Source organism: Variovorax sp. GW821-FHT09B01 (genome assembly GCF_059418345.1).
Genome location: NZ_JBWKPQ010000001.1, coordinates 684,150 through 700,327 on the forward strand (window position 1 = coordinate 684,150; position 16,178 = coordinate 700,327).

At 72.4% G+C, this 16,178-nt stretch carries 13 protein-coding genes and 1 riboswitch; of the genes, 3 read left to right on the top strand and 10 right to left on the bottom strand.

Features of this window, described 5'->3' with window-relative positions; genetic code table 11:
- Nucleotides 1-68: 68 nt before the first annotated feature.
- Nucleotides 69-1,919: a hybrid sensor histidine kinase/response regulator gene (locus tag AC07RV_RS02900; RefSeq protein WP_296782273.1), complete on the top strand. Its 1,851-nt coding sequence runs from the start codon at nt 69-71 to the stop codon at nt 1,917-1,919.
- On the opposite strand, the gene AC07RV_RS02905 is transcribed toward AC07RV_RS02900, so the two are convergent.
- Entirely contained in the window at nt 1,916-2,770 is an 855-nt protein-coding gene (locus AC07RV_RS02905) for a tetrahydrofolate dehydrogenase/cyclohydrolase catalytic domain-containing protein (RefSeq protein ID WP_296782275.1), read from the bottom strand. The genes AC07RV_RS02900 and AC07RV_RS02905 overlap by 4 nt on opposite strands.
- Before the next feature lie 103 nt (nt 2,771-2,873).
- A riboswitch (ZMP/ZTP riboswitch) is annotated at nt 2,874-2,954 on the bottom strand.
- A 44-nt stretch (nt 2,955-2,998) separates the two neighbouring features.
- Nucleotides 2,999-4,966, bottom strand: coding sequence for a propionate catabolism operon regulatory protein PrpR (prpR, locus tag AC07RV_RS02910; RefSeq protein ID WP_296782277.1), 1,968 nt, complete (start codon nt 4,964-4,966; stop codon nt 2,999-3,001).
- A gap of 203 nt (nt 4,967-5,169) precedes the next feature.
- On the opposite strand from prpR, the gene AC07RV_RS02915 reads away from it, so the two are divergent.
- Nucleotides 5,170-6,126, top strand: a complete 957-nt coding sequence (locus AC07RV_RS02915) for a tripartite tricarboxylate transporter substrate binding protein (protein WP_444814009.1) — start codon at nt 5,170-5,172, stop codon at nt 6,124-6,126.
- A gap of 41 nt (nt 6,127-6,167) precedes the next feature.
- On the top strand, nt 6,168-7,028 hold the full coding sequence (locus AC07RV_RS02920; protein WP_296782278.1) for an isocitrate lyase/PEP mutase family protein: 861 nt from the start codon (nt 6,168-6,170) through the stop codon (nt 7,026-7,028).
- Nucleotides 7,029-7,036: 8 nt separating this feature from the next.
- On the opposite strand, the gene AC07RV_RS02925 is transcribed toward AC07RV_RS02920, so the two are convergent.
- The 8 genes from AC07RV_RS02925 to AC07RV_RS02960 form a co-directional block, all read right to left on the bottom strand.
- Entirely contained in the window at nt 7,037-8,650 is a 1,614-nt protein-coding gene (locus tag AC07RV_RS02925) for a phospholipase D-like domain-containing protein (protein WP_296782279.1), read from the bottom strand.
- 31 nt (nt 8,651-8,681) lie between these two features.
- Nucleotides 8,682-10,910 (bottom strand): xanthine dehydrogenase family protein molybdopterin-binding subunit, encoded by a 2,229-nt coding sequence (locus AC07RV_RS02930; protein WP_296782280.1) that lies wholly within the window; start codon nt 10,908-10,910, stop codon nt 8,682-8,684.
- A gap of 21 nt (nt 10,911-10,931) precedes the next feature.
- Nucleotides 10,932-11,918 (bottom strand): FAD binding domain-containing protein, encoded by a 987-nt coding sequence (locus AC07RV_RS02935; protein ID WP_296782282.1) that lies wholly within the window; start codon nt 11,916-11,918, stop codon nt 10,932-10,934.
- A complete protein-coding gene (paoA, locus tag AC07RV_RS02940) occupies nt 11,915-12,577 on the bottom strand; it encodes an aldehyde dehydrogenase iron-sulfur subunit PaoA (RefSeq protein WP_296782284.1) in 663 nt (220 codons plus the stop codon). Before paoA ends, AC07RV_RS02935 begins: the two co-directional genes overlap by 4 nt.
- Before the next feature lie 13 nt (nt 12,578-12,590).
- Nucleotides 12,591-12,947: a DUF4148 domain-containing protein gene (locus tag AC07RV_RS02945; protein WP_296782286.1), complete on the bottom strand. Its 357-nt coding sequence runs from the start codon at nt 12,945-12,947 to the stop codon at nt 12,591-12,593.
- A gap of 112 nt (nt 12,948-13,059) precedes the next feature.
- Nucleotides 13,060-14,454: a sensor histidine kinase gene (locus AC07RV_RS02950; protein WP_296782288.1), complete on the bottom strand. Its 1,395-nt coding sequence runs from the start codon at nt 14,452-14,454 to the stop codon at nt 13,060-13,062.
- On the bottom strand, nt 14,451-15,110 hold the full coding sequence (locus tag AC07RV_RS02955) for a response regulator (RefSeq protein WP_296782290.1): 660 nt from the start codon (nt 15,108-15,110) through the stop codon (nt 14,451-14,453). Before AC07RV_RS02955 ends, AC07RV_RS02950 begins: the two co-directional genes overlap by 4 nt.
- An 87-nt stretch (nt 15,111-15,197) precedes the next feature.
- The gene (locus AC07RV_RS02960) at nt 15,198-16,175 is read right to left on the bottom strand and encodes a tripartite tricarboxylate transporter substrate binding protein (protein WP_296782291.1); all 978 of its coding nucleotides are present in this window, start codon (nt 16,173-16,175) and stop codon (nt 15,198-15,200) included.
- Nucleotides 16,176-16,178 lie beyond the last annotated feature (3 nt).

Sequence of the window (16,178 nt, forward strand, 5' to 3'; positions counted from 1 at the left end):
GGAAGAGGCAGTCTAGCACCGCGTTTCCGGCGGCCGGACGCGCTGGAACGGCCCTTACACTGCCGCCCATGCGTACGCCGGGCGCCACCTCCACCCCGTCGGGCCAAGTGCCCGGGCCCGCCGACTCCCACGCCCAACTGGTCCGCGAGCGCCTGCTGCGCCGCATGTTCGTGATGGGCCCGCCCACGGTGCTGACGGCGCTGGCCTCGGCGATCGCGATGGCCGGCGTGTTCTTCGGGATGACGCGCGGCTTCGGCGCGCTGGCATGGGGCGTCGTGATCTGCACGCTGCTGTGCCTGCGGCTGGTGTTCATGCGCTGGAACGCGCGCCTCTATCCCGAGCCCGAGTTCACGCTGCGCCAGCCCGATGGCGCCTGGCGCTTCATGCTGCCGCTGGGTGCCTACATGTCGATGTGGACGCTGGCGCCCTGGGCTCTGATGCCGCCGGGCACCGAATCGCCGATGCGCATCCTGATCCTGCTGCTGGGCATGTTCGCGGTGCTGATGGGTTCGGTGCCGGTGATCGCCACCTGGCGCGCGATGGTGCCCGTGGTCACGATCCCGCTCACGCTGGGCGTGGTCACGCGCTTCGCCTGGATGGGCGGCACCGATGGCTGGTTCACCTGCGTGGTCGGGCTGCTGTTCGGCGGCTCGATGGCGCGCTACGCGCTGTCGCAGCACCAGCTGATCCGGCGCAGCCTGTCCGACCAGATCGACAAGGAACTGCTGAGCGAGCAGCTGCTGCGCCAGTCCTTCGAGCTGCAGCGGCTCAACCGCGAGCGCAGCCGCTTCTTCGCCTCGGCCAGCCACGACCTGCGCCAGCCAGTGCATGCGCTGGCGCTGTTCTCGCGCTCGCTCGAACGCGACCTGGCCGACCATCCGCTGGGCCCCGTGGCCGGCCGCGTGGTGCAGGCCACCGATGCGGTGAGCGGCCTGCTCAACGCGATGCTCGACATCTCGAAGATCGATGCCGGCACCGTGGTGCCGCAGCCGGTACGGATGGCGGTGGACCCGCTGTTCCTGCGGCTGTCGCAGATCTTCGAGCCGCGCACCCAGCAGGCGGGCCTCGCGCTGCGCTTCCACACCGCGCCCGAATGGCTGCAGACCGATGGCGACCTGCTGCTGCGCGTGCTGACCAACTTCGTCGACAACGCGCTCAAGTACACGCGCCAGGGCGGCATCCTCGTGAGCGCGCGGCCGCGTGGCGATCGCCTGCGGCTGGCCGTGTGGGACACCGGCCTGGGCATCGCGCCCGAGCACCTGCCGCATGTGTTCGACGAGTTCTACCAGGTCGACAACCCGCAGCGCGACGTCGCGCGCGGCCTGGGCATCGGGCTGGCGATCGTCAAGCGGCTGGTGGACCTGCTCGGCGGCGAGATCGGCGTGCGCTCGCGGCTCGGCCACGGCAGCGTGTTCTGGGTCGACCTGCCGCGCCGCCCGCCCGTGCCCACCGCCTTGCCCATCGCGCCCGCGGCCATGCCCGATACCGCGCAGGCCGACATCATCGAACTGCCGCTGGTGCCGCCGCGCGTGCTGCTGCTCGACGACGAGCAGCCGGTGGGCGAGGCGGTGCGCATGTGGCTCGCGCCCTACTGCGAGCGCATCGAGATCACCTGCCGGCTCGCCGATGCCAGTGCGCAGGTGCGCGCCACGCCCGACGGCTTCGACGCCTTCCTCATCGACTTCCGGCTCGCCGATCCGCAGGACGGCATCGAGGCGACCGCGGAACTGCGCCGGCTCGCCGGCCGCCGCGTGCCCACGATCCTGGTCACGGGCGATACCGATCCCGAGCGGGTGCGCGCGGCCTATGCCAGCGGGCTGGTCGTGATGTTCAAGCCGGTGCAGCCGGAGGTGCTGCTGCGAACGCTGCACCAGATCATTCGCGGCGCGCAGGACGAGCGCGCCGAGCGCCACGGTTAGGCCACGCGCTCCGCCGCCTCCAGCGTCTGCGAGATCAGCGTCGAGATCGTCATCGGCCCCACGCCGCCCGGCACCGGCGTGAGTGCCGCGCAGCGCTCGAGCAGCCCCTCGGTCCCGATGTCGCCGACGCCGCCCTCGTGGTAGCCGGCATCGATGACGATGGCGCCGTCGCGGATCCAGTCGCCGCGGATGAAGCGCGGCCGGCCGACGGCGCCGACGATCACCTCGGCGCGCCGCACCTCGTCGGCGAGGTTCGCGGTCTTCGAGTGGCACACGGTCACCGTCGCATCGGCGTTCAGCAGCATCATCGCCAGCGGCTTGCCGAGGATCGGGCTGCGGCCGACCACCACCGCGCGCTTGCCGGCGACGTCGATGCCGTAGTGCGCGAGCAGCCGCATGATGCCCGCGGGCGTCGCCGAGCCGAAGGCGGGCTGGCCCAATGCCATCCGGCCGAAGCCGTGGCTGGTGACGCCGTCCACGTCCTTGCGGATGGCGATGCGGTCGAAGCACTGCCGCTCGTCCACCTGCGCGGGAACGGGATGCTGCAGCAGGATGCCGTGCACCTGTTCGTCGGCGTTCAGTGCATCGATCTCACGCAGCACGTCCGCGGTCGTCGCGCGCGCATCGAGCGTCACGACGCGCGAATCCATGCCGACGCGGCGGCAGGCATTGCCTTTCATCCGCACGTAGGTCGCGGACGAAGGATCGTCGCCGACCAGGAGGGTCGCGAGGATGGGAGTGCGTTCGCCGTTCCTCGCTTTCAATGCGAAGACCCGCTGTCGCAGCGCCTCCTCGTTCGTGGTGGCGACCGACTTGCCGTCGAGCAGGATGCAGGGCGTCGGGGCGGTCATCGCGCACCTCCGGAGCGGAAGGGCGAAAGCCGGGGAAGCGAAAGGATGCGCCGGTGCGGCGCGGGCATGCGGACACTCATCGTCGGAACTCCTGAAAAGACGACAGACATGCCCAGGCGATCGGCGTGACGATGGCCGCGTTCCCCGATGGTGCTCCATCCGTTCGCCAGTTGCGCGGCGACGCGATTATCGGACAACGGCCGTGCGGCCCCTCTCGAGGAAGGCCGCCTAGGCCTTCGACCCCTCGTCGCGCAACCGCCGCCACAGCGTCGAGCGGCTGATGCCGAGAATGGCGCAGGCCTGGTCCTGATCTCCCTGGACCGACTGCAGCACCTCGCGCACCCGTTGCCGCTCCGCGGCCGTGCGCGCCCCCTTGAGCAGCCGATTGCGCGCGGGCGCCGGGCGCGCCTGCGTGCATTCGGCGAACACCTCGAGCAGCCGGGCGCGGTCCAGCCGGCCCTCGGGCGCCAGGTAGCCGTGGCAGGCCAGCAGGCGTTCGACGAGGTTCTCCAGTTCGCGCACATTGCCGGGCCAGCCGTAGCCCGCGGCCAGCTCCAGCAAGGCGGCGAGCCAGGCCGATGCCTGGTCCGCGGGCACACCCGCCGCGGGCGCGCGGCGCGACATCAGGCCCGCGGCCAGGGGCGCGATATCGGCGCCGCGTTCGCGCAGCGGTGGCGTCTCGATGCGCAGCACCGCGAGCCGGTAGTACAGATCGCGCCGGAACAGGCTTCGCTCCACCTGGGCCGCCAGGTCGGCATGGGTGGCCGCGATCACGCGCAGGTCGACCGGCACCGCCGCGGTGGCGCCCACGCGCAGCACCTCCCGCTCCTGCAGCACGCGCAGCAACCGGGTCTGCAGCGCCAGGGGCATGTCCCCGATCTCGTCGAGGAACAGGGTGCCCGTGTGGGCGGCCTCGATCAGGCCGGTCTTGCCGCCGCGCCGCGCACCGGTGAAGGCGCCTTCCTCGTGGCCGAACAGTTCGCTTTCGAGCAGGCTCTCTCCCAGCGCCGCGCAGTTCACGGCCAGGAAGGGCTGGGTGGCGCGCCGGCTCGCGCTGTGGATGCCCTGGGCCACCAGTTCCTTGCCGGTGCCGCTCTCGCCGACGATGAGCACGGTGGCGTCGCTGGCCGCGCACTGCCGCGCCAGCTCGCGCACGCGCCGTGCCGCGGCGCTGTCGCCCGCGAAGGCCTCGAGCCGGTAGCGCGTGGGCGCGCCGCGTTGCCGCTGGTTGGCGCGCAGGTGGCGGTCGGCGCGCTGGATCACGGCCGGGTCGCGGCACACCAGCAGCGCGCCGGTGACCTCGCCGCTCTCGACGATGGGCGCGCGCCGCACGACCAGCGTGCGCATGCCGATCTGCAGCACCTCCTCGACCGGGGCTTCGCCCAGGCGCAGGGTGGCGCCGAGGTCCAGCACGGGCTCGACCTCGCTCAGCGCGCGGCCGACCAGCTCCGCCACGGAAGCGCCGAGCAGCTGCGCCATGGCGGGGTTCAGCGCCTCGATGCGCTGGCGCAGGTCGACCGCGACCACGCCGTCCTGCAACTGGCCGAGGATGGTGCCGAGCCGCTCGTGGCGCGCGCGCTCGGCATGGCCGTGGCGTGCCAGGTGGAGGGCGTCCTGCAGCGCCTGGCGCACGGCGTCCTCGGAGTACATCAGCACGCTGGCGATGCCGGCCTGCTCGGCCAGGTCGGCCACCAGCCCGGGCGACACCACGGCCTCGATGCCGGCGGCGCGCAGGGCCTCCACGCAGGCCGGCGCGTCCTCCGGGCCGCGGTAGCTGAACTGCGCGATGCCCATGCCGAACAGGGCATCGAGCTGCGCCAGGTGCTCCGACGGACCGTCGAACGACACCAGGCCCACGCGCGGCGAGAGGGCGCGCGCCGCGGCCAGTGCGCGCATCAGGTCGAAGCCGCGCACCTCCACGATGGCCACCGGAATGTCCAGGTGCCGGCGCAGCCATTCGCCGCTGGCGCCCGCGGCCACCACCGCGTCGACGGGGCGCCGGGCATGCAGCGCGCGCACGGCCGCCACGGCATCGTCGAAGGCCTGCCCGACCAGCTCGACCTGCGCCTGCCCGGCCACCTCCGGTATCAGCCGCGCCAGCACGCGGCCCAGGCGGTGGCGGGCCACGGCCACGATGTGCAGCGGCCGCGGCGTGGTGGGGGAGTGAGCGCTCGGGGCGGCAGGCAATGTATTCATTTCAGTGGATTTCATTGTCTCATTCATGAAATCCGATTGAAATCCAGACCCGGACGAGCGCCCGCCGAGGCAGCGCGAATTCCTTTCGAATCAATGACTTGGCAACGAGGGGTGCGCCCCTCGGGCCGATGGCACAGCGCTTGCGCAAACCCCGTTCCAAGCTGAAAAACCAGGAGACCTCCGTGCACTTCCATCGCCTTTCCATCATCGCCTGCACGACCGCCGCCGCGCTGGCCTGTGCCTTGCCGCTGGCCGCGCAGGCCCAGGCCTGGCCCGCCAAGTCCATCCGCTTCGTCGTGCCGTTCGCGGCGGGCGGCGCCAACGACCTGCTGGCGCGCTCGGCGGCCGAAGGGGCGGCCAAGGTGCTGGGCCAGCCGGTCATCATCGACAACCGTCCCGGCGCGGGCGGCTCGCTCGGCGCCGACCTGGTGGCGCGCAGCGCGCCCGACGGCTACACCTTCCTGATCAGCGCCGCGGGCGTGATCTCCAACAGCATGATCAAGAAGTCCCTGCCGTTCAAGGACGAGGACCTGGTGCCCGTGGTCATGATCGGCCTGGCGCCCTCGGTGATCGTGGTGCCCAAGTCGGCCCCGTACGACAACCTGCGCGACTTCGTCGAGGCCTCGAAGAAGGGCCCGGGCTTCAACTTCGCGACCGCGGGCACCGGCAGCACGCCGCACTTCGTGGCCGAGATGCTCAACGTGAAGTACGGCGCGAAGCTGCAGGCCGTGCCGTACAAGAGCGGCTCCGAGAGCACGACCGCCGTGCTGGGCGGGCAGGTCGAGGGCACCTCCGAGGCCAGCATCATCGCGCTGCCGCACATCCGGGGCGAGGGCAAGTTCAAGCCGCTGGCCACCACCTGGACCCAGCGCATCTCGGCCTACCCGCAACTGCCCACGGCCGTCGAGCAGGGCTTCCCCGAGCTGCAGATCGCGCACTGGGCCGGCCTGCATGCGCCGCGCGGCACGCCCAACGACATCCTGGACAAGCTCGCCGCCGCCGTCGACAAGGCCATGCGCGATCCCGCCACCGTGGCCAAGCTCCAGGGCCTGGGCATCGAGCCCGTGGGCGGCACGCGCCAGGAGTTCGTGAAGTTCACCGATGCCGAGCGCAAGCGCCTGGGCGAGATCGTCAAGGCGGCCCGGATGCAGGAGAAGTGAGCGCAGCGCGGGTTCTCCTTCCTTTTCCTTCCAGCCGATCCATGAATACCAAACAACAACTGCGCGCCCTGGCGCAGGCCCGCCGCGGCGTCATCGTTCCGGGCGCCTTCAATGCCCTGTCGGCCCGCGTCGTCGAGGACCTGGGCTTCGAGGCGATCTACATCACCGGCGCCGGCGTCACCAACATGTGGTTCGGCCTGCCGGACCAGGGCTTCGTGGGCCTGGCCGAGATGGCCGACCACACGGCGCGCATCCGCGATGCGGTGCGCGTGCCGCTGATCGTCGATGCCGACACCGGCTTCGGCAACGCGCTCAACGTGCGCCATGCGGTGCGCACCCTCGAGCGCGCGGGCGCCGACTGCATCCAGCTCGAGGACCAGGTCGCGCCCAAGCGCTGCGGCCACTTCGAGGGCAAGGCCGTCATCTCGACGGAGGAGGCCGTGAGCAAGATCAAGGCGGCCGTCGATGCGCGGCAGGACCCCGACCTGCTGATCCTGGCGCGCACCGATGCCTGTGCCGTGCTGGGCTTCGAAGCCGCGATCGAGCGCGCGCAGCAGTTTGCCGAGGCCGGCGCCGACATCCTGTTCGTCGAGGCGGTCACCAGCGCCGAGCAGATCCGTGCCTTGCCGCAGCGCCTCGACCGGCCGCAGCTCATGAACATGGTGATCGGCGGCAAGACGCCCGTCTTCGGCGCCGAGGACCTCGGCGGCATGGGCTATGGCCTCGTGCTGTACGCGAACGCCGCGCTGCAGGGCGCCGTGGTCGGCATGCAGAAGGCGCTCACGGTGCTGCGCGATGCGAGGCGGCTCGAGGAAGATCCCGCGCTGGTCGCACCGTTCGCCGAGCGCCAGCGGCTGGTGGGCAAGCCCGCGTGGGATGCGCTCGAGCGCCGCTACACATAACGCGGCCCCTACAGCATCGACTCGGGAATCACCAGCGACTGCCACTGCAGCTTGAGCCGCATCCAGGCATCGGCACCGGGTTCGCTGTCCGTCACCCGCACCGGCGCGGGCCCGTCGATGCGCCACCATTCGAGCGCGTCGTCGCCGTCGCGCGCGAGCCGCAGCTGGTACGCCGAGTGCGTCATCAGCTGCTCGAAGAAGCCGTGCGCCTCCTCGGCCAGCGCGGGACAGTCGATCAGCAGCCCGAACTCGGTGTTCAGCGCATCGGAGCGCGGGTCCATGTTGACCGAGCCCAGGAACAGCCGCTGGCGGTCGACGACCATGGCCTTGGTGTGCAGCCGCACCTGCGCGCCTTCGCCGATGCGGCCCACGAACAGGGCGCGGCCGGCATTCGGATGGATCTCGTGGATCTGCATCCCGTTGCGCAGCAGCGCGGCGCGGTAGCGGCGGTAGCCGGTGTGGACCACGGGCTCGTCGGTGGCGGCCAGCGAGTTCGTGATCAGGGTCTGGCGGATGCCGCGCGCCGCGTTGCGGCGCATGCCCTCGAGCGCCGCCGCGCCGGGCACGAAGTAGGGCGACGCGGTGAGGATCTCGCTGCGTGCCTGCTGCGCGGCCTCGCCGAGCAGGCGGCGGCTGGTGTCGATCAGCGCGCCGCTCGCGAGCCGCCGCGTTTCCGAGCGGCCCCAGGCCTTGGCGGGCGCATCGGCAAAGGCCTGCGCGGTGCCGAACGCGAGCCGCACGCGGCCCGCCTGCAGCTCGTCGCCGAGCGTCACGCGCCCCAGCGGGTCGACCGTGCGAAACGGCACCGGCTCGGGCGTGTCGGGGCCGTCCACGCGCGCATCGAAGGCGCTTCGCAGAGGTTCCGGCGCATCGACGGGCCGCAGCACCGAGGCCGCGGTGCGCACCTGCGGCGCGTTCCAGTATTCGTCGAACAGGCTCGCCATCTGCGGCACCGCGGCGCCCGCGACCAGCACGTCGTAGTCGAAGAAGTTCGAGTCGGCATCGCGCATGAAATACACGTCGCCGAGGTTGCGCCCGCCCGCCACGGCCAGCACGCCGTCGGCCACGAACAGCTTGTTGTGCATGCGCCGGTTCACGCGATCGAAGTCGAACAGCGCCATCCCGAAGCGGGTCGCGAGGCCGCCGCGCGTGGGAAAGGGATTGAAGATGCGCACCTCTGCATTCGGGTACGCGCCCAGGCCGTCGAGCAGCGCCGCGATGTCCTCGGTGTAGAGATCGTCGACCAGCAGCCGCACCCGCACGCCGCGCCGGGCCGCGTCGCGCAGTTCGCGCAGCACCAGCCGGCCGGTGGCGTCGTCGTGCAGGTGGTAGTACTGCAGGTCGAGCGAGCGCCGCGCGCCGCGCAGCAGGGCCAGCCGCGTGTCCATGCTGGCCAGGCCCAGCATCAGGCGGAAGCCGCTGGCATCCGCGGGCGCATCGGCCATCGAGGCAGCGGCGATGCGATCGAGCGGCGTGGGCGCGCCTTCGGCCGGCAGCGAGGTCGTGACGCTGCGCGGCCCGTCGTCGGCCGGCAGGCTCGCGCAGCCGCCCAGCGCCAGGCCGGCCAGCACGAGCACGGTCGGCCAGCAGCGACGCCGAGGTTCGAGGGAGAAGAAGGACATGGCCGGGCGCGGGAGAGCGACGATGCGGCATTCAAGCACGCATCGGCAGCCCCGGCAGCAGCTTGTCGAGCGTGATCGGGTAGCTGCGCACGCGCAGGCCGGTCGCGTTGTGGATCGCATTGGCCACGGCCGCGCCCGAGCCGCAGGTGCCGAGCTCGCCCACGCCCTTGGTCTTGATCGGGCTCGCGAGTTCGTCCGAGTCCTGCAGGTAGATCGCGTCGATGGCGGGAATGTCGGCATGCACCGGCACCAGGTACTCGGCCATGTCGTGGTTGACGAAGTAGCCGTGGCGCGCATCGACGATGGCCTCCTCGGTCAGCGCCGCCCCCACGCCGAACACCATGCCGCCGATGGCCTGGTTGCGCGCGGTCTTCATGTTGAGGATGCGCCCGGCCGCGAACACGCCGAGCATGCGGCGCACGCGGGTCTCGCCGGTGTCGATGTCCACGCCGACCTCGCAGAAGTGGGCGCCGAACGCCGCCTGCGCATAGCGGCGGTGCAGGTCGCCGGGCTCGACGCTGCCGAGCACGCTCAGGCCCTCGGCGCCCGCCAGTTCGCCGAGCTCGCGCGAACGGCGGCCGCTCACGACGCGGCCGGCCTCGAAGCGCGCGCCCACCGCCTCGAAGCCCGCGCGCTGCAGCAGGGCGGCGCGCAGTTGCTCGCAACCGTCGAGCACCGCGGCGCCCGCGCTCGAGGCGCCGATCGAGGCGATCGATCCGGCGCCCGGCGGCAGGGCCGTGTCGCCGAGCCGGACGCCGATGCGGTCCATCGGGATGCCGGTCATCTCCGCGGCGATCTGCGCCAGCACGGTGTAGGTGCCGGTGCCGATGTCGGTCATCGCGGTCTCGATGCTCAGTCGGCCGCGGGCATCGAGCCGCAGCCGCGCGCTCGAGGGACGCACCGAGTGGTGGTGGATGGCACTCGCCACGCCCATGCCGACCAGCCAGCGGCCGTCGCGCACCCGGCCCGGCACGGGATCGCGGCGCGCCCAGCCGAAGCGGCTCGCGCCTTCGCGCAGGCACTCGACCAGCTTGCGGCCCGAGTAGGGCCGGCTCGGGCCGCGCTCGGGATCGCAGGGGCTGTCGTTGAGGATGCGCAGCTGCACCGGGTCCATGCCCAGCTTCTCGGCCAGCTCGTCGAGCGCCACCTCGAAGGCCAGCTGGCCGCTCGCGGTCGCGGGCGCGCGCATCGCCGCGGCCTCGGGCAGGTCGAGCGCGGCGAGCCGGTGCGCCGTCATGCGGTTCGGCGCCGCATAGAGCAGCCGGGTCTGGCGCGACGCGCCCTCGTAGTAGCTGCGGCCCGGCAGGTTGCTGGTCCAGGTCTCGTGCCCGATCGCGGTGAGCCGGCCGTCCGGCGTGGCGCCCAGGCGCACGCGCTGGATGGTCGCGGCGCGCCGCGTCGTGTGGTTGAGCAGCTGCTCGCGCGCCAGCGCCGTTTTCACGGGCCGCCGCAGTTCGCGCGCCGCGAAGGCCGAGAGCACGGCATCGGCATGGGTGCGCAGCTTGGAGCCGAAGCCGCCGCCCACGAAGGCCGCGATCACGCGCACCTTCTCGACCGGCAGCTCGACCATCGCTGCCACGTCGCTCGCGGCCCAGTTGGCCATCTGGTGCGAGGTGTAGAGCGTCAGCGCATCGCCGTCCCAGCGCGCGATGGTGGCCTGCGGCTCCATCATCGCGGGATGCTGGTCGGGCGTGTCGTAGCGCTGGTCGACCTGCACCGGCGCGGCGGCGTAGGCGCCCTCGAAGTCGCCGACGGCCGTGTCGGCCGCGCTCTCGCTGCCGGCGCTGGGATCGTCGCCGGGCTTCACCGCCGTGGCCCGCGCGGCCTTGAGGTCGAAGCGGCCGGCGCCGGCCTCGTAGTCGATGCGGACCAGGAACGAGGCCGCGCGCGCCTGCTCCAGCGTCTCGGCGACGACGAAGGCCACGGCCTGGCCATGGTGCTGCACCTCGGGGCCCGAGAGCTGCGAGACCAGGTTGGCGCGCCCTCGCGGCACCTGGCGCGGCACGTTCTCGTGCGTGTAGACCAGCAGCACGCCCGGCGCCTGCCGCGCTTCGCGGGTGTCGATGCGCGCGATGCGACCCTTGGCGATGCCGGCCAGCACGATCCAGCCGTAGGCCGCGCCCGGCATCTCCTCGTGGTACTCGTAGCTGTAGCGCGCCTGTCCGCTGACCTTGGCCGGGCCGTCGATGCGGTCGAGCGGCCGGCCGACGATGCGCTCGCGGTCGAGCGGGCCCGGGCCGGCGGCGGTGGTGAATTGCATGGCGGTGCTCCTCGGTTCGGTTCAGGCCCGGTCCATCGCCTGCGCCAGCGTCGCTGCTAGCGTGCGGCGCAGCAGCGGGATCTTGAAATCGTTGTGGCCGTGGCCACGCGCGCCGTCCAGCAGCGTATCGGCGGCCGCGCGGCAGGCCGCGGGCCCGCCGTCGGTGCCCACCAGCCGCCGTTCCGCCGCCTCGTTGCGCCAGGGCCTGGCGGCGAGGCCGCCGAAGGCGAGACGCACCTGCGTCACCGCGCCGCCCTCGCGCACGACCACCGCGGCCACCGACACCAGCGCGAAGGCATACGAGGCCCGGTCGCGCACCTTGCGATAGAGCTGCCGTCCGCCCACGGGCGGCGGCAGCAGCACGCCGGTGATCAGTTCGTCGGGCGCGAGCACGGTCTCGACCTGCGGCGTCTCGCCGGGCAGCCGGTGCAGCTCGGCGATCGGAATCCTTCGCGTGCGGCCATCGGCCGCAACCGTGTCGACGCGGGCCTCGAGCGCGCGCATCGCCACCGCCATGTCGGAAGGGTGCACCGCGATGCAGTGCTCGCTCGCGCCCAGGATCGCGTGGATGCGGTTGAAGCCGCCGAGCGCCGCGCAGCCGCTGCCGGGCACGCGCTTGTTGCAGGGCTTGGTGGCGTCGTAGAAGTAGAAGCAGCGCGTGCGCTGCAGCAGGTTGCCGGCCGTGGTGGCCTTGTTGCGCAGCTGCGCGCTGGCGCCCGAGAGCAGGGCGCGCGCGAGCAGCGGATGCTCGCGCCGCACGCGGGCGTCGGCGGCGAGGTCGCTGTTGCGCACCAGCGCGCCGATGCGCAGGCCGCCGTCGGCCGTGGTCTCGATGCGGTCGAGCCCGAGCCGGTTCACATCGACCAGGTGCGGCGGATGCTCCACGTCGAGCTTCATCAGGTCGAGCAGGTTGGTGCCGCCCGCGATGAACTTCGCGCCCGGATGGCGCTGCACGGCGGCGGCCGCCTCGGCCGGGCTCGACGGCCGCTCGTAGCTGAAGGCCCTCATGCCGCGGCTCCCGCCACGTCGCGGATGGCCGCGACGATGTTGGGATAGGCCGCGCAGCGGCAGATGTTGCCGCTCATGCGCTCGCGCAGTTCCTCGTCGCTGAGCGAGGGGCGGCCCGCCAGGTCGGCGGTCACGTGGCTCGGCATGCCGCCGCGCAGTTCCGCGAGCATGCCGACGGCCGAGCAGATCTGGCCCGGCGTGCAGTAGCCGCACTGGAAGCCGTCGTGCTTGACGAAGGCGGCCTGCATCGCATGCAGCGTCGGCGGCACGCCCAGGCCTTCGATGGTCGTCACCGCGTCGCCCTCGTGCATCACGGCGAGCGTGAGGCAGCTGTTGATGCGCCGCCCGTTCACCAGCACCGTGCAGGCGCCGCACTGGCCGTGGTCGCAGCCCTTCTTCGAGCCGGTGAGCCGCAGGTGCTCGCGCAGCGCGTCGAGCAGCGAGACGCGCGCATCGATGGCGAGCGGCCGGGGCTGCCCGTTGACCTGCAACGTGATGCGCGTCAGGCCCGCGGCATCGACCGGCGCGCCGACCGGTGCGGTGGCCGCATCGTCCGCCGCCTGGCCGGCGATCGGCAGCGAGACGGCCGCCACGCCAGCGGCGCCGCCGATCAGCAGGCTGCGGCGCGTGGGGCCCGAGGGGGTGTCGGCGACGTCCATGGGCGGCACCGGTTCACAGGCGGGTGTCGGGCGCGGCCAGGGCCTGGGCCTTGGCACGCGACATGGTCGGCACCACCACGCTGTTCACGCGCGAGCCGGCATTGACGTTCTGGTCGGGCGCATGGGCCGCCGCGACGGCCGCCTGGCGCACCGACTCCCGCGACAGCGTCGAGACCAGCGGATCGGCGCCGCGCGAGCCGCGCACCACGTTCTGGTCGGGCGCGCGCGCCGTGGCAACGGCCTGCGCCGCGACCGCGTCGCGGTCGAGCAGGCCGGCGCCCTGGTGGACGCCGTCGTAGCTTTCGGCCTGGGCCGCGAAGGCGGCGGCGCCGAGGGTCAGGGTGCAGAGCAGTCGGGAAAGGGTTCGCATGGCAGTGAGCTCCTGGAGGGGGAAGGAATCCGAACGGGCCGGGGCGCGTTCGGGCTGGGCTCACTGTAGAAATCGTGCTTTATGCGTTCTTTATGCGAGAGTTAACCCAGCGTTAAGGCGAAGGCAGGTGCACCCTTGCGATCAGGCCGCGCACCCGGCCCTCGTCGTCGCTGCGGTTGATCAGCTCGATGCGCATGCCGTTGCGCTGCGCGGCCATCTGCGCGATCGCCAGGCCCAGGCCGCTGCCCTCGGCCGCGGTGCCCGGCACGCGGTAGAAGCGATCGAACACGCGCGCCAGCGCCTCGGGCGGAATGCCCGGCCCATGGTCGATCACGTCCAGCACCGGCCGGCCGTCGACCACGTGCAGCAGCACGTCGACCACGCTGCCTTCGGGCGCATGCCGCAGCGCGTTGTCGATCAGGTTGTCGAACAGGCTCAGCAACTCGGTGGGGGGCGCGGTCACGGTGGCGCTGGTGCGGCCGTCGAAGCCGATGTCGATGCGGCGCCGGTCGGCGATCACCATGAGGCGCGCGATGCTGTCGCGCACGGCCGAGGCCGCGTCCTGCGGCAGCGCCGCCTCGAGCGGATCGCCGCCTTCCTGCTGCGACATGCGCAGCAGCTGCTCGATCAGGTGCTGCGCGCGCGTCACGCCGCCCTTGAGCTGCAGGTAGTGCTCCTCGGCGCTCTCGCCGGGCACCTCGGCGCGCATGTTGTCGAGCTGCAGCCCCAGCGCCGCGATCGGCGTGCGCAGCTCGTGCGCCGCGTCCTGCACGAAGCGCCGCTGCGCGGCGAAGGCCTGGCGCAGCCGCCCGAGCAGGCTGTTGAAGGCCTGCACCAGCGGCGCGATCTCGTCGGGCACGTGGGACACCGACAGCGCCGACAGGCTGCGCTCGTCCTTCGCCGCCACGTCGAGCGCCACGCGGCGCAGCTGGCGCGCCGAAGTCCACACCACCAGCCACAGCACGGCCAGCGACAGCGGCAGCAGCAGCGCGATCGGCATGGCCGACTGCAGCGCGCGCCGCTCGACCAGCGTACGCACGAAGCCGCCGTTCTGGATCACCTGCACGCGGAAGTTCCCGCCGTCCGCGCCCGGGTCGGTGGCATAGACGCGCCAGATGCCGGTGTCGCCCGGCGCGAGGCGCACGGTGTGCAGCCCCGGCCGCGGCTGCAGGCCGATCGCGAGTTGCGGCCGGGAACTGGCCAGCAGCCGGCCGTCGGCGCTCCAGACCTGGATCACGAAGCTGCCGCGGCTGTAGAGCGTGGCCTCGTCGGTGGGCTTGAGCACCGGCAGGTTCTCCTTGCCGGCATAGGACTCGGCCAGCATCTGCATCTGGTCGTCCTTGAAGGTGACGATCAGCCGGTCGTAGCTGGTGTAGGTGAACCAGGCCACGCCGAGGGCCGCGGCCACGTGCACCAGCACCAGCCACAGCAGCAGCTTGTTGCGCAGCGAGCCCGGCGAGTACCAGGGGCGCTTCGGGGTGTCGCTCACGGCGCTCATGGCGCTCATGAATCCACGATGCGCCAGCCGAGCCCGCGCACGTTGCGGATGGTGTCGGCACCGAGCTTGCGGCGCATGTTGTGGATGATCACGTCGACCGCGTTGCTCATCACCTCCTCGCCCCAGCCGTAGATGCGGCTCTCGAGCTGCTCGCGCGAGAGGATGGCGCCGGGCCGCTCGAGCATGGCGTGCATCAGCGCGAACTCGCGCGCGGTGAGCGTCTCGCGCGTGCCCTTGTAGAGCACCTCGCGGGTCGTGAGGTCGAGCTGCACGTTGCCGCTGCCGACGATGGAGTTCGAGGCGCCATGGCGCCGCCGCGTGATCGCGCGCATGCGCGCCAGCAGCTCGGGCAGCTCGAAGGGCTTGGTCAGGTAGTCGTCGGCCCCGAGGTCCAGCCCCTCGATGCGCTGGCCCAGGGCCGCGCGCGCCGTCAGGATCAGCACCGGCGTGTCGTCCCGGAGGCTGCGCGCGCGGCGCAGCACCTCGATGCCGTCGGCCTTGGGCAGGCCCAGGTCGAGCAGCACGCAGTTGTAGTCGCCATCGGCCATCGCGCTCTGCGCGAGCAGGCCGTCGCGCACCCAGTCCACGGCCCAGCCCGAGCGCTCCAGGCCGCGGACCAGGCTCTTGCCGATCATCTCGTCGTCTTCCACAAGCAGTGTGCGCACGCAGGGCTCCCGTTGGTTCGCCAACGCGACAGTACCGTAGCGCCCCATCGTTAGGGAAGCGTTAAGCCGGCATCCGGCCGGCGGCGCTCACTGCGGCGGAATGCCGGCCTTGGCGACCACCTCGCTCCAGCGCCGGATCTCCTGCTCGACCATGGCCTTCATGCGGGCCGGCGAGGAGGGCGCGGGCTCGCTGCCGAGCGCGGCCAGCGCGGCCCCGACCCCGGGCGCCTCGAGGGCCGAGCGCACCTGGGCCGCGAGCAGGTCGACCACCGGCCCCGGCGTGCCGCGCGGCGCCGCGAGCCCCAGCCAGGAGCGGATCTCGAAGCCCGGCAGCACGCTCGCCACCGTGGGCAGCTCCGGCATCGACGGCCAGGCCTGCGCGCTGGTGACCGCCAGCGCGCGCAGCCGGCCCGACTGGATGTGCGGCGTCGCCACCGTCAGCGTGTCGGCGAGGATGTCGACGTCGCCGCCGATCACCGCCTGCACCGGCGCGCCGCCGCCGCGGTAGGGCACGTGCAGCAGCTTCGCACCCGCGCTCACGCCCAGCAGTTCGCCCACCATGTGCTGGGTCGAGCCCACGCCCACCGAGGTGAAGCTGACCTGTCCCGGCGCCTGCCGCGCGCTCGCGAGCAGCTCGGCCAGGTCGCGGGCCTTGTGCTCGGCACGCACCGCGATGACGAAGGGAAAGCTGGTCACGGTCGAGACGAAGGCGAAGTCGTTCACCGGGTCGTAGGGCAGCTTGCGGCGCAGCGCGGCCGACACCGTGTGCGCGCCCGTGAGCATGGCGAGGTTGTAGCCGTCGGGCCGGGCCTTCGCCACGAAGTCGGTGGCGATCAGGCCGCCGGCACCGCTCTTGATCTCGACGACCATCGGCTGCCCGAGCCCGTCCTGCATCTTCTGCGCGAGCAGCCGCGACACGATGTCGGCATTGCCGCCCGCGCCGAAGCCATGGGTCAGCTGGAGCGGGCGCGTGGGGTAGCTGCCCTGCGCGCGGGCAGGAGGCAGCAGCGCGAAGGCGGCGGCCAGCGCGAGCAGTTCGCGCCGGGTGGCGATGGCGGTGGTCATGGT

Coding starts and splice junctions, on each gene's coding strand:
- AC07RV_RS02900 (WP_296782273.1), top strand. CDS start 69: ATGCGTACGCCGGGCGCCACCTCCACCCCGTCGGGCCAAGTGCCCGGG.
- AC07RV_RS02905 (WP_296782275.1), bottom strand. CDS start 2,770: ATGACCGCCCCGACGCCCTGCATCCTGCTCGACGGCAAGTCGGTCGCC.
- prpR (WP_296782277.1), bottom strand. CDS start 4,966: ATGAATACATTGCCTGCCGCCCCGAGCGCTCACTCCCCCACCACGCCG.
- AC07RV_RS02920 (WP_296782278.1), top strand. CDS start 6,168: ATGAATACCAAACAACAACTGCGCGCCCTGGCGCAGGCCCGCCGCGGC.
- AC07RV_RS02925 (WP_296782279.1), bottom strand. CDS start 8,650: ATGTCCTTCTTCTCCCTCGAACCTCGGCGTCGCTGCTGGCCGACCGTG.
- AC07RV_RS02930 (WP_296782280.1), bottom strand. CDS start 10,910: ATGCAATTCACCACCGCCGCCGGCCCGGGCCCGCTCGACCGCGAGCGC.
- AC07RV_RS02935 (WP_296782282.1), bottom strand. CDS start 11,918: ATGAGGGCCTTCAGCTACGAGCGGCCGTCGAGCCCGGCCGAGGCGGCC.
- paoA (WP_296782284.1), bottom strand. CDS start 12,577: ATGGACGTCGCCGACACCCCCTCGGGCCCCACGCGCCGCAGCCTGCTG.
- AC07RV_RS02945 (WP_296782286.1), bottom strand. CDS start 12,947: ATGCGAACCCTTTCCCGACTGCTCTGCACCCTGACCCTCGGCGCCGCC.
- AC07RV_RS02950 (WP_296782288.1), bottom strand. CDS start 14,454: ATGAGCGCCATGAGCGCCGTGAGCGACACCCCGAAGCGCCCCTGGTAC.
- AC07RV_RS02960 (WP_296782291.1), bottom strand. CDS start 16,175: ATGACCACCGCCATCGCCACCCGGCGCGAACTGCTCGCGCTGGCCGCC.